General features: G+C 57.6%; 12 protein-coding genes. 4 read left to right on the top strand and 8 right to left on the bottom strand.

All coding sequences use genetic code 11. The features are described from left to right. Positions 1-831 precede the first annotated feature (831 nt). Both KW841_RS27530 and KW841_RS27525 read left to right on the top strand, forming a co-directional pair. Positions 832-1,191 carry a hypothetical protein gene (locus KW841_RS27530; protein WP_218480481.1) on the top strand — a complete coding sequence of 120 codons (360 nt, stop codon included), beginning with the start codon at positions 832-834 and terminating at the stop codon, positions 1,189-1,191. Positions 1,192-1,306: 115 nt separating this feature from the next. Further along, positions 1,307-1,546 (top strand): hypothetical protein, encoded by a 240-nt coding sequence (locus tag KW841_RS27525; protein WP_218480480.1) that lies wholly within the window; start codon positions 1,307-1,309, stop codon positions 1,544-1,546. A 319-nt stretch (positions 1,547-1,865) separates the two neighbouring features. Here KW841_RS27525 and KW841_RS27520 read toward each other — a convergent pair whose 3' ends face one another. The 8 genes from KW841_RS27520 to KW841_RS27485 all read right to left on the bottom strand — a co-directional run bounded on the left by KW841_RS27520 (position 1,866) and on the right by KW841_RS27485 (position 10,041). Beyond that, entirely contained in the window at positions 1,866-2,507 is a 642-nt protein-coding gene (locus KW841_RS27520; protein ID WP_218480479.1) for an ATP-binding protein, read from the bottom strand. Beyond that, positions 2,489-3,676: a DUF262 domain-containing protein gene (locus KW841_RS27515; protein WP_218480478.1), complete on the bottom strand. Its 1,188-nt coding sequence runs from the start codon at positions 3,674-3,676 to the stop codon at positions 2,489-2,491. Before KW841_RS27515 ends, KW841_RS27520 begins: the two co-directional genes overlap by 19 nt. Positions 3,677-3,977: 301 nt before the next feature. Continuing rightward, the gene (gene phnE / locus KW841_RS27510; RefSeq protein ID WP_015095637.1) at positions 3,978-4,745 is read right to left on the bottom strand and encodes a phosphonate ABC transporter, permease protein PhnE; all 768 of its coding nucleotides are present in this window, start codon (positions 4,743-4,745) and stop codon (positions 3,978-3,980) included. Further along, positions 4,742-5,569 (bottom strand): ABC transporter permease, encoded by an 828-nt coding sequence (locus KW841_RS27505; protein ID WP_218480477.1) that lies wholly within the window; start codon positions 5,567-5,569, stop codon positions 4,742-4,744. Before KW841_RS27505 ends, phnE begins: the two co-directional genes overlap by 4 nt. After that, a complete protein-coding gene (locus tag KW841_RS27500) occupies positions 5,563-6,360 on the bottom strand; it encodes a phosphonate ABC transporter ATP-binding protein (protein ID WP_218480476.1) in 798 nt (265 codons plus the stop codon). The genes KW841_RS27505 and KW841_RS27500 overlap by 7 nt, the downstream gene beginning before the upstream one ends. Continuing rightward, on the bottom strand, positions 6,357-7,208 hold the full coding sequence (locus KW841_RS27495) for a putative selenate ABC transporter substrate-binding protein (protein WP_218480475.1): 852 nt from the start codon (positions 7,206-7,208) through the stop codon (positions 6,357-6,359). Before KW841_RS27495 ends, KW841_RS27500 begins: the two co-directional genes overlap by 4 nt. A 281-nt stretch (positions 7,209-7,489) precedes the next feature. After that, positions 7,490-8,668, bottom strand: a complete 1,179-nt coding sequence (locus KW841_RS27490; protein WP_218480474.1) for a PLP-dependent aspartate aminotransferase family protein — start codon at positions 8,666-8,668, stop codon at positions 7,490-7,492. Continuing rightward, positions 8,665-10,041 (bottom strand): pyridoxal-phosphate dependent enzyme, encoded by a 1,377-nt coding sequence (locus tag KW841_RS27485; RefSeq protein WP_218480473.1) that lies wholly within the window; start codon positions 10,039-10,041, stop codon positions 8,665-8,667. The genes KW841_RS27490 and KW841_RS27485 overlap by 4 nt, the downstream gene beginning before the upstream one ends. Before the next feature lie 274 nt (positions 10,042-10,315). On the opposite strand from KW841_RS27485, the gene KW841_RS27480 reads away from it, so the two are divergent. Both KW841_RS27480 and KW841_RS27475 read left to right on the top strand, forming a co-directional pair. After that, positions 10,316-11,677, top strand: coding sequence for an NAD(P)/FAD-dependent oxidoreductase (locus KW841_RS27480; RefSeq protein ID WP_218480472.1), 1,362 nt, complete (start codon positions 10,316-10,318; stop codon positions 11,675-11,677). Beyond that, positions 11,677-12,087 carry a RidA family protein gene (locus KW841_RS27475; RefSeq protein ID WP_003201555.1) on the top strand — a complete coding sequence of 137 codons (411 nt, stop codon included), beginning with the start codon at positions 11,677-11,679 and terminating at the stop codon, positions 12,085-12,087. Before KW841_RS27480 ends, KW841_RS27475 begins: the two co-directional genes overlap by 1 nt.

Raw genomic sequence — 12,087 nt, 5'->3', positions numbered from 1 at the left:
TTTAATCTAAATCTAGTTAATTTCCTCGGTGAGAGTGAATGAATATTAGCGAGATTGCTGAACTTGTATGGCAATGTAGCCATTCGATTGAGTTTGGTGGCGATGACGCCTGGGACTCAAATCTCTTCACTTTATCGTGGGATATTACGCGTAAGGCAAATAGCCCCTGGAGATCTTATAGGTCAGGTTGGTACTGGTTCTTAGTCGATCTATCGATGGAAGAGCTGAAAGCACTGGAGCGCCCGAGCACCTTACCGCATAAAGGGTGTGACTTCGGACAGACCGCTCTGGCCAACTGGTCTACATTTGGCTCGGAGCTTCTGTGCAGGACGAGGGAAGATGGTCTTCTCGTTGTTTACAATGGGCATGAAAATAGTGTGTGCGACCGAGTCAGATCTCATTTCTCATTAAAGAATGATCGAACCGGCGCGCTAGGTCTTCGTCATTTTTTACTTCATGAGCGAAGATGGGAGTTGAAGGTGTTTTCAGCACCATGTTTGATAAATATCCCTACCACCCATCGATCTAAGGTGGAAACGCTTATGGCATCAAAATCGGGACGTTGTGCTGTTGAGTCGGCATGGCGTGTTTCGCATGGATGGCCAGCGCTATGCAAAGAGTGAAGACCATAAACTGGCAAATCTTGTCAAGTATTTTTGGCGATTAGCTTAAGGGCTGTTTGGGGCGACTGCGGTCCTTCGCGACGGGCAAAATCGTTCAAAAGAAGGCTGTCAGATTGCCTATAAAATCAGGGGCGGTTAAATTTTTATATTTTTCTTTCTCCGGCTTTTCCATTTCAAATTAAGTTTTAATTTCAAACAAGGTAAAACTATGAAAATTACTGGGGTAGATGCGGTGCGTGTGCTTCAAACACTCACTGATTACGTGGATATCCACAAAAAAGACAACAATAATAAGTTTTGGAGTTACAAGCTTAAATCAGCCAAACGCACAGAATTTGCGTTTGACCCAAAAACCAAGGAAGGCCTCTACGTTCGCGTTGACCGTGAGCCACCCAGTCTACCTGGAATCACCGATATTGAGAGGATTTTAGGTAAGGCGACATCTACTGCTTTGGACCGAGTGTTCTCTGGGGGAATCCATAAAGCAACTTACAAAGTCACGATTGAAACAGAGTCAGCCCTACGTGCGTTCATTGCCCACTATCTCTCGATTGAAATCACACAGTAGCGTAGACGTAGATGTGTCAAATTTAGGTGGAACCACCGACAGATGCGGCAGTACCAGACAAAAAACGTACAAAGAATAATATTCTAATCAGCACAAAACCATCAAGGATTGAGCAATGAAAACCATAGCCATACTATTCAACATCGCTTCATTACTGACTATTGGTTATCTTCTTGTTCAGAAAGGCTTACCCCGCCCTGATGAGTGGGGAATGATAATTGCGTTCGCCGGTGCAAATATCACGTCATTGGTATTTATTTTTACAGTAAAGGACAGTTCGTTTTTGGGGCTATGGCTCCAACGTAAGAAGCTTGAAGAGCAGCAAAAAATAGACCGTTTGAAGATGAATAAATAGTGACATTGGTAATGGGTTGGTTCGGAAGAAGTCAGTCGCTAGCTAATCCAGAGATTTTTCCTGAAATCTGGCAGGGGGGAGACAGTTGCTCAATAGAATTAGCCGATAGCCCATGGTCGACCGTCAACTATCTATAATGGGTCGATTTCTGCCTGTCGTGGCGGGCAACAATCGGCCAAAAGCTTCGCTCAAGAACGGTCAGTAGCGAACGTATTCTGGACTTTGAGGTCGAGCAAAACAGCAATGGGTAATCTCAACTTGAGAACTGGGAGCATACATAAAGTGGCAAGGGGCGACTCACCACTTTATGGGATGTGACTTAGTTTTGAATTTGAGTAGCCTGAGGAAAACGAGAAAACAGGTTGGAGAAATGTACTGGCAAAACCTCTGCAATATTGCTTCCATGACGCACAAAATATTGGCCGTTATAGAAGGAGGGTACGAGGCCAGATTCAATTTTTAGTATAATGACTGTCTTATCGAAATAAGTAACTGTCGTTATATTCCGCGCAATGTAATCTTTGTCGCGATCACTAATTGGCTGGGCTTGTATGAGTTGAGTTAGCTTCGTAAAATAGGTATCAACCCCTTGATGGTATGCATTCGCCTCGGCATCCACACCAGTAATCCAGTAATTGGAATAGCTCGCTCCTGGCACTCCATATCTTTTTTCGAAAGCATTTGCTGAACGCTTCGTGTCAGCAATACCTATGATGCAATAACCTGAAGCTCCCGGCATAGTATTCGCCATTGCCGTCAACGTCTTGATGATTTTTGAAAACAGAGACTTGTCAAATTTCGCATCGTTAGTTAGCGAATGCAGTCCCATTTTAAAATCATACAAGCTTTGCTCTGTAGATGACTGCATTAGAATGTTTTCTAAGCGGGTTATCCACTGCTGTCGTGTTGGGTCATTGGATTTGGATTTGGCGAAGAATCTTTTCAGCGGGCCTTCCAGCATTTCAATAGCGGATTGCTTTTCTTTTGCTGACCAGTTACCCCCCCGCCCTGACTCAATTTGATTAATTTATCTCCAGATTTATTCAGGGCTTTTACCAAGCCCGCCATATTACTAATCTCTTTCCCCTGCACAACAATTAATTCGAATAACGTTAGATAAACAATTTGAAAGTATCTAGAAATTTTGGCTTGTTGCTTTTCAAACAGCAAGGCATTGAAGGTTTTTCCTGAGGCGTCAAGTATTGAAATAAGTTTATCAAATACCAACTGAACATTTAAAGCAACCTGCTCTTCATTGATTTTCTGAATTGCCACCTCAACCTGTTGCGCTAAAGTCGAATCACTATCGTCGACTTCGAACCCATATAGCTGATTTAGGATATCCGAGCTGGATCTTAGGCTCTTGCCGATACTTGTCCACGCAACAATGTCAGCAATGATTTCCTCATCATTGGACTCCCTTAATGACTCCCGAGTTATAATATTGTTTTTAATCCAAAAAACATCATCAACATTGATTCCGTAAGATAAATTTTTACTTGTTATGCTGATGTTTTTCATTGCGCTTAGGTTAAGAATATCACTAGCACTCGAGTCCCCTCGAATGCTGCACGATATCTTCCTAACTACCGATGCGAATTTACTCGTCGCGCCGGCCTGTCGTAATTCTTGCTTTGAGAGATGTCGTCCATTAGCGTTGAGTCTTCTGAAAACCTCATCTACATGGCTAGCACCTTTTTCCTGAAAAACGGATAGAGGTATTTGGTAGCGCGCTATATTTGCGCATATCTCGCGCGCCATTGGGATTCCCTTTTGGGTTAACTTCCCATCGTCCATTTGAAGTTTGGTGTCAGCAATCGAATCTAAGTTAAAGTACTCATTATTAACGTCGAACTCCTGTTCAATAAACGACATAATTGCATTCAGTCGTTGCATTCCGTCAATAATTTCTAAGCGCCTAGTATCATTACTAACTATGTCGGCCAGCAATATCAATGGAACGGGATAGCCTTTTATCACTGAATCAATGAAGGCTCTTTTTTCGTCAAGTGTCCATACTAGCTTTCTCTGATAGCGTCGATTAACGAGAAAAGTATCAGAAAGATAATAGCCATATAGACTTTGAATGCTCTCCCCTTTAATCGAAAGCTCTACGTTTGCTTTTGACAATTTCACTATCCTTTGTGGTTATAGATTTTTTATATTGGCATTGTATTTTTAATTCACATTGTCATTATCACAATGACATAGTCCATATATTTTGTTAAGCCAAATTTCCAGGCTAGCCACACTAAGGTTGGCGAACACTTCAAATTACATTTCAAGGCTAGCGCTGGTAGCAGCCTTACGTGGCTGGCAGCTATTGGCCGTTTTCTGCCAGTCATGCCCATGAAGCGCGGTGATCAATCCCATGCAAACGCCTGCTCAGCTCAAATGCAATCAGCTGACCAAATCCATCCACCCCTCCCCATCACGCCTTAACCCACCGCTGCCGACTCCAACTACTCAACCCATCAACCGCAAACACCAACACCAACATCGCCAAAATCACCGTACTGGCCTGAGCCTCCTGAAACAGGCTGAGGCTCACATAGAGCATCTGCCCCAACCCCCCAGCCCCAACAAACCCCAGCACGCTGGCCATGCGAATATTGTTCTCCCAGCGGTACAAAATGTACGCCAGCAACTGCGGAAACAGGTTAGGCAGGGTGCCATAGCAGAAGGCCCAGACCACGTTGCCGCCCTGCAATCGAATGGCTTCGGCAGGTTGCGGCGGGGTGTTTTCCAGCGCTTCGGCGAACAGGCGGCCGAGTACGCCGGTGGTGTGCATGGCCAGTGCCAGGGTGCCGGCGTTCGGGCCGAGGCCGGCGGCCAGTACCATCAGTGCGGCCCACACCAGTTCGGGAATGGCGCGCAGGCCATTGAGTACAAGTCGCGATGCGCTCTGGAGCAGCCAGCCGAAGCGTCCGGCCGCCGGCAGCGCCAGCAGCAGGCCAAACACCGCTGCGAGCAGGGTGCCGAGGGCGGACATTGCCATGGTCTCCACGGCGCCACGGCCGATGGCTTGCAGGTGGCCGGCGCTCAGGTCCGGGCTGAGAAAGCGCAGCACGTAGGCGCCCATCTGCTTCAGGTTGCCGCTGCCCGTCAGTTCGCCGAGGTCGATGCCCAGGTAGCGGAACGAGGCGACGACCGCGGCGCCGATGCACAGGATCAGCAGCAGGTTGATCAGGCGATTCATGCGAACCTCCAGCGCAGCAGGCGGCTGATCTGATCGGCGAACAGCACCAGGATGAAGAAGGTCAGCAGCATGCTCGCCACTTCACCGCCGGCGAACATGCGCAGCGACAGGTCGATCTGCTGGCCCAGTCCGCCGGCGCCGACGAAGCCCATCACCACGGACGCGCGGATCGCGCATTCCCAGCGGTACACGGTGTACGACAGCAGCTCCGCCGCGACATTGGGCAGGATGCCGTAGCAGAACGCCGCCAACCGGCCACTGCCGGCTTGCAGCAGTGAGTGGGCGGGGCGCTGGTCGACCGACTCGAAGATTTCCGCGTAGACCTTGCCCAGCATGCCGCTGTAGGTGATGGCGATGGCCAGCACCCCGGCCGTCGGGCCAAGGCCGACGGCGCGCACGAACAGCAGGGCCCAGACGATTTCCGGCACGCTGCGCAGGAAGATCAGCAAGCCGCGCACCGGCCAGCGCAACAACCGGCCCAGGGCGCTCGGGCGACCACCGCGCGAGGCGGCCGACAGCGACAAGGCGCGGCTGGCGAGCAGGCTGGCCGGCACGGCCAGCAGCAAGGCGAGGGCCATGCCGGCGGTGGCGATGGCCAGGGTCTGCAAGGTGGCTTGCCACAGCAGCTGGAGGAACTCTTCGCCATGGGCCGGCGGCCAGAAGGCCGAAACGAAACGGCCCATTTCACTCTGGCTGTCGGCCTTGAGCAGCACACCCAGGTCCAGTTCGCTGAAGTGGATGCCGGGCCACAGCAGGGCCAGCGCCAACAGGCTGAGCAGCAGGCGGGGCAGGGTGGCCGGGTCTCGTGTATCGCGCGTCAGCATCGGGGAATCTGCAGGCTCAAGGGCGCCACCGGAGCGGGCGGGGATTGCAGTTGCTCGTTGGCGTAGAGCCGGTCGAGCAAGTCGTGGTCGACGTCGGCAGAGGGAAGATCGAAGAGGATCTGGCCGTCGCGCAAACCGATGATGCGCGAGAAGTTGCTCAGCGCCAGATCCACAGCATGCAGGCTGGCGACCAGGGTCACCTTGTGTTCCCGGGCGTGGCGGCAGAGGATCGACAGGGTGTGCCCGGCCAGCACCGGGTCCATCGCCGACACCGGCTCATCGGCCAGCAGCACGTCGGGGGCCTGGTACAGCACGCGGGCAATGCCCACGCGCTGCAGTTGGCCACCGGACAATTGCTGGCACTGGGCGAACAGCTTGTCGCCCAGGTCGAGTTTGACCAGGGCCGCGCGTGCGCCGGGCACATCCACCGGATGCAGCAGGCTCAGCAGGCTTTTGGCAAAACTCCACTGACCCAGTTTGCCGGCCAGCACCGCGGTGACCACGCGCTGGCGCGGTGGCAGTGGCGGCGCCTGATGCACCAGGCCGATGCGCGCGCGCAGGCGTTGGCGCTGTCGGGCGCCGAGCTGCCAGGCGTGCTCGCCGAGCACTTCGACCGTGCCGCTGCCGGGGCGCAGGGCGGTGGCCAGCAGGTTCAGCAGGCTCGACTTGCCGGCGCCGGACGGGCCGATGATCGCCACCTGTTCACCAGCGCCGATGTGCAGGTCGACCTCATGCAGCGCCCGCACGCCCGTGTCGTGGGTGAGGCTGACCCGGTTCAGATGCAAGGTCATTTCAGCAGGTCGGCAGCGCGCGCGGCTTCCTCGATGCCTTTGTAGTTCTCAGGCTTGGTCTCGATGAAGCGGCTGGCGGCCTGCAGGTCCAGGATCGCCTTTTGTTCCGGGTTGGCCGGGTCGAGCGCGAGGAAGGCGACCTTGATTTTCTCGGCCAGGGCCGGGTCGAGGGTGCCGCGCACGGTCCAGTTGTAGTCGAAGTAGGCCGGCGTGGTGGCGAAGACCTTGACCTTGTCGGTGTCGACCTTGCCGGCCTTGACCAGTTTTTCCCAGACGCTGGCGTTGAGTACGCCGGCGTCCACTTTGCCCGCCTGAACCCAGGCGACCGTGGCGTCGTGGGCGCCGGAGTAACCGACGCGGCTGAAATAGCTTTCCGGCTTGATGCCGTCCTGCAGCATGAAATAACGCGGCATCAGGCTGCCGGACGTCGACGAGACCGAGCCGAAGGCGAACGATTTGCCCTTGAGGTCGGCCAGGGATTTGACCGCTGGATCGGCGGTGATGAATTTGCTGGTGAACTGGGCATCCTGCTCACGCTGTACCAAGGGAATGGCATTGCCGGTTTTCAAACGCGCCTGCACGAAGGTGAAACCGCCCAGCCAGGCCATGTCGATACGGTCGGTGGCCAGCGCCTCGACCACCGCCGGGTAGTCGGACACCGGTACGAACTCGACCTTCATGCCCAGTTGCTTTTCCAGGTATTCGCCCAGTGGCTTGAACTTGCGCAGCAATTCGGTGGGGGCTTCGTCGGGAATGGCGCTGACCTTGAGGGTCTCGGCAGCCTGTGCCAGCAGGGTGGAAAGGGACAGGGTCAGGCCGACGGCCATAGCCAGGGTACGTTTGAGCATGGAAGTTCTCCGGTTCAATAGCGGAAAAATGTCGATGCGCCCCGCACAAGCTGATTGCTGCACGACGCTTCGTGAGGGTAGACGAAAACGGCGCGATTATAGGGACTCTTGGGTGAGAGACCAAAGGCAAAAGATCGCAGCCTTCGGCAGCTCCTACAGGGGGGGCGTTCCAATGAAAATGGTGCGATTGTGGGGAGGGTCAAAAGATCGCAGCTTGCGGCAGCTCCTACAGGGTACGCATTCCCATGTAGGAGCTGCCGCAGGCTGCGATCTTTTGACCTTTACATCCGCGCCAACGCCTGCGCCAGGTCCGCGCGCAAGTCTTCGACGTCCTCAACCCCCACCGACAACCGCACCAGCCCATCGCCAATCCCCAGCTCTGCGCGGGTATCGGGCGGGATGGTGGCGTGGGTCATGATCGCCGGGTGTTCGATCAGGCTTTCCACGCCGCCCAGGCTTTCGGCCAGGGCGAAGATCTGTACGTTCTCGAGGAAGCGTTTGGCGCCGGCCAGGTCGCTGTTGAGGTCGAGGGAGATCATCCCGCCGAATCCACGCATTTGCCGCTGGGCCAGTTCGTGCTGCGGGTGCGAGGGCAGGCCAGGGTAGTAGACCCCGGAGACTTGCGGCTGACGCTCCAGCCACTGCGCCAGTTCCAGTGCGTTGCTGCAATGCCGTTCCATGCGCAGGGCCAGGGTCTTCACCCCGCGCAGGGTGAGGAAGGCATCGAACGGCCCGGCGATGGCGCCGACGGCGTTTTGCAGGAAGCCCAGGCGCTCGGCCAGTTCGGCGTTCTGCCCGACCACGGCGATGCCGCCGATCACGTCGGAGTGGCCGTTGAGGTACTTGGTGGTCGAGTGCAGCACGATGTCGAAACCCAGTTCCAGCGGGCGCTGGATCCACGGGCTGGCGAAGGTGTTGTCGGCCACGCTGATGATGCCGCGCGCGCGGCAGGTGCGGGCGATGGCGGCGAGGTCGGTGAGGCGCAGCAGCGGATTGCTCGGGGTCTCGACCATGACCATGCGGGTGTCGTCCTGCAGGGACGCCTCGAACGCCGCCAGGTCGGTCAGGTCGACGAAGCTGAAGCGGTGCCCGGCGCTGCGCTGGCGCACCTTGTCGAACAGGCGGAAGGTGCCGCCGTACAGGTCGTTGCCGGAGACGACGTGCGATCCGGCATCGAGCAGTTCGAGCACCGTGGAAATGGTCGCCAGGCCCGAGGCGAAGGCAAAACCCCGGGTGCCGCCTTCGAGGTCGGCCACGCAGCGCTCCAGGGCCCAGCGTGTCGGGTTGTGCGAGCGCCCGTAGTCGAGGCCCTTGTGTACGCCGGGGCTCTGTTGCAGATAGGTGGAGTTGGCGTAGATCGGCGGCATCAAAGCCCCGGTCGATGGGTCCGGCGATTGCCCGGCATGGATCACCCGGGTGGCGAAGCCCTGAGGCGGGGCGTTTTTGTCCTGTTGACTCATGGCAGGGATCTCCGCAAATGGTTGAGCATGTCGGTTCGGGTAATCAGGCCGTGGAAACCCGAGGCATCCTGGATGATCGCCACCAGCCCACGGCCCAGCTCTGCCTCCAGTTCCGCCAGGGTGGCAGCGGGGGACAGGGTCTGCAGTTTGTCGGTCATGGCGCTGGCCACGGTTTTACGGAAGTGCGCAACGTCCTCGTGCACCCCCAGCAGGATGTCGGACTCGTCGATCACGCCGACCAGTTGTTGACCCTTCACCAGCACCGGCAATTGCGACACGTCCGCCAGGCGCATGCGCTGGAACGCGGTGAGCAGGGTGTCGTCGGGGCCGACGCTGATCACCCGGCCATCCTCGAAACGCCGCGCGATCAGGTCGCGCAGGTCGCCGTAGTGCTTGCGTTGCAGCAGGCCCTGATCGTTCATCCACTGGTCGTTGTAGACCTTCGACAGGTAACGCGTACCGGTGTCGCAGACAAAGCTCACCACGCGTTTCGGCTGGGTCTGTTCGCGGCAGTAACGCAGCGCCGCCGCCAGCAGGGTACCGGTCGACGAGCCGCCGAGTATGCCTTCGGCGCGCAGCAACTGGCGGGCATGGTCGAAGCTTTCTTCGTCGCTGATCGAATAGGCGTGGCGCACGCTGGACAGGTCGGCAATCGACGGGATGAAGTCTTCGCCGATGCCTTCCACCGCCCAGGAACCGGGGGTGGGGAGGGTGCCACTGCGGCTGTATTCGGCCATCACCGAACCGACCGGGTCGGCCAGGACCATTTCCAGCTCCGGCTGCACGCGTTTGAAGAAACGGGTCAGGCCGGTGAGGGTACCGGCCGATCCGACGCCGACGACGATGGCGTCCACATCATGCTGGGTTTGCGCCCAGATCTCCGGCGCGGTGCTGCATTCGTGGGCCAGCGGGTTGGCCGGGTTGTTGAACTGGTCGGCGAAAAACGCATCGGGAATTTCCGCCGCCAACCGCGCGGCGACGTCCTGGTAGTACTCGGGATGGCCCTTGCCGACATCGGAGCGGGTGATGTGCACCTCGGCGCCCATGGCCTTGAGGTGCAAGACCTTCTCGGTGGACATCTTGTCCGGCACCACCAGCACCACCCGGTAACCCTTGGCGCGGCCGACCAGGGCCAGGCCCAGGCCGGTGTTGCCGGCGGTGGCTTCGACGATGGTGCCGCCGGGGCGCAGGCGGCCGTCGCGTTCGGCGGTGTCGATCATGGCCAGACCGATGCGGTCCTTGATCGAACCGCCGGGGTTCTGTGATTCGAGTTTGAGAAACAGCGTGCAGGGACCGGTATCGAACCGGCTGACACGTACCAGCGGGGTATTGCCAATCAGTTCGAGTACGGCAGGACGGGAATAGTCGGGCATGTCATCACTCCTTGCGTGGATCCGCACTGGATGGACAGCAATCCGCGCCGGGTCTTCGCGCCGGTCGCGGGCAATGCATCGCTTGGACCATAGGCCGGGATCGGGTCATCCGCAACCTTGCACGGCCAGCCGGTCACCTCGACGCTTTTTCCTCGCCAGCAACCACAAAAAACATAATTTCGCTATTTCCCGGCTCCGAACAGAATGCGGCCAACACCCTGATACCGATAGCCGCAGCAGAAGAACAGCAGTGATCAGCATCGAGGCGGCAGCCATGACCGACCTGAATCAAACCACCTTTCAGAAGTGCACAGCCATGACAGTTGATAAAACCGAAATTGATACGCTTGTTGTTGGCGCCGGCCAGGCCGGCGTGGCCATGAGTGAACACCTGAGCAAACTCGGTGTGCCCCACCTCGTGCTGGAGCGCAACCGTATCGCCGAAGCCTGGCGCACCGGCCGCTGGGATTCGCTGGTGGCCAACGGTCCTGCCTGGCACGACCGCTTCCCGGGGCTGGAATTCGACGGCCTGGACCCGGATGCCTTCGCCGGCAAAGAGCAGGTGGCCGAGTACTTCGAAGCCTATGCCCGCAAGTTCAACGCGCCGATCCGCACCGGTGTTGAAGTCAAGAGCGTACAACGCAATGCCGATCGTCCGGGTTTCACCGTTGAAACCTCTGATGGTGTGATTGAGGCCCGCCACGTGGTGGTCGCCACCGGCCCGTTCCAGCGTCCGGCCATCCCGCCGATTGCCCCGCCAATGGCCGGCATCAGCCAGATTCACTCCGCCCAGTACTACAACCCGCAGCAACTGGCCGAAGGCGCGGTGCTGGTGGTGGGCGCCGGGTCGTCGGGCGTGCAGATCGCCGATGAGCTGCAACGTTCCGGCAAACAGGTCTACCTCTCGGTGGGCGCCCACGACCGTCCGCCGCGCGCCTATCGCAACCGCGATTTCTGCTGGTGGCTGGGGGTGCTGGGCGAGTGGGATGCCGAGGCCATGCAACCGGGCAAGGAACACGTGACCATCGCCGTGAGCGGTGCCCGTGGCGGCCACACCGTGGACTTCCGGCGCCTGGCGCATCAGGGCATGACCCTGGTCGGCCTGACTCAATCGTTCAATGGCGCTGTGGTCAGTTTTGAAAACAACCTCGCCGACAACATCCGCCGTGGCGATGAAAACTACCTCGCGCTGCTCGACAAGGCCGACGCCTATATCGAACGCAACGGCCTCGACCTGCCGCTGGAACCCGAAGCCCGGGCCATGCTGGCCGATCCGGATTGCGTGACCCAGCCGATCCTTGAACTGGACCTGGTCAAGGCCGGCGTGACCACGATCATCTGGGCCACCGGTTACTCCACCGACTACAGCTGGCTGAAGGTCGATGCCTTCAAGGAAAACGGCAAGCCGCAGCACCAGCGCGGCGTGTCGGCCGAGCCGGGGGTGTATTTCGTCGGGTTGCCGTGGCAGTCCCGTCGTGGCTCCGCGTTCATCTGGGGCGTTTGGCACGACGCCAAGCACATCGCCGATCACATCGTTAAACAGCACACCTATTTCAACTATCGGGATGCGACCCAGCGTCAAGCCGACGCCGCCCGCGCACCCGTTCAGAAAGCCAGCCTCATGGGAGTTCGTTAATGCCTACTCATACCCGCATCCGCATGTTCAACACCAAAGACACCTACCCGAACCAGACGCTGGACAACGATCTGTGCCAGGCCGTGCGCGCCGGCAACACCGTGTATGTGCGTGGTCAGGTCGGCACCGATTTCAACGGCCAACTGGTGGGCCTCGGTGATCCGCGCGCCCAGGCCGAACAGGCCATGCGCAACGTCAAGCAATTGCTTGAAGAGGCGGGCAGCGACCTGAGCCACATCGTCAAGACCACCACCTACCTGATCGACCCGCGCTATCGCGAGCCGGTGTACCAGGAAGTCGGCAAGTGGCTCAAGGGTGTGTTCCCGATTTCCACCGGGCTGGTGGTCAGCGCCCTCGGCCAGCCGCAGTGGCTGATGGAAATCGACGTGATTGCCGTTATCCCTGAATAA

It is taken from the genome of Pseudomonas sp. PDM28 (assembly GCF_019219115.1).
In the GTDB taxonomy this organism is placed as follows: Bacteria; Pseudomonadota; Gammaproteobacteria; order Pseudomonadales; family Pseudomonadaceae; genus Aquipseudomonas; species Aquipseudomonas laurylsulfatiphila.
Note: the sequence above shows the minus strand (reverse complement) of the source record. Positions and strands in the feature narration are given on the sequence as shown.

Coding starts and splice junctions, on each gene's coding strand:
- KW841_RS27480 (WP_218480472.1), top strand. CDS start 10,316: ATGACCGACCTGAATCAAACCACCTTTCAGAAGTGCACAGCCATGACA.
- KW841_RS27520 (WP_218480479.1), bottom strand. CDS start 2,507: ATGCTGGAAGGCCCGCTGAAAAGATTCTTCGCCAAATCCAAATCCAAT.
- KW841_RS27490 (WP_218480474.1), bottom strand. CDS start 8,668: ATGAGTCAACAGGACAAAAACGCCCCGCCTCAGGGCTTCGCCACCCGG.
- KW841_RS27530 (WP_218480481.1), top strand. CDS start 832: ATGAAAATTACTGGGGTAGATGCGGTGCGTGTGCTTCAAACACTCACT.
- KW841_RS27485 (WP_218480473.1), bottom strand. CDS start 10,041: ATGCCCGACTATTCCCGTCCTGCCGTACTCGAACTGATTGGCAATACC.
- KW841_RS27495 (WP_218480475.1), bottom strand. CDS start 7,208: ATGCTCAAACGTACCCTGGCTATGGCCGTCGGCCTGACCCTGTCCCTT.
- KW841_RS27500 (WP_218480476.1), bottom strand. CDS start 6,360: ATGACCTTGCATCTGAACCGGGTCAGCCTCACCCACGACACGGGCGTG.
- phnE (WP_015095637.1), bottom strand. CDS start 4,745: ATGAATCGCCTGATCAACCTGCTGCTGATCCTGTGCATCGGCGCCGCG.
- KW841_RS27475 (WP_003201555.1), top strand. CDS start 11,677: ATGCCTACTCATACCCGCATCCGCATGTTCAACACCAAAGACACCTAC.
- KW841_RS27505 (WP_218480477.1), bottom strand. CDS start 5,569: ATGCTGACGCGCGATACACGAGACCCGGCCACCCTGCCCCGCCTGCTG.
- KW841_RS27525 (WP_218480480.1), top strand. CDS start 1,307: ATGAAAACCATAGCCATACTATTCAACATCGCTTCATTACTGACTATT.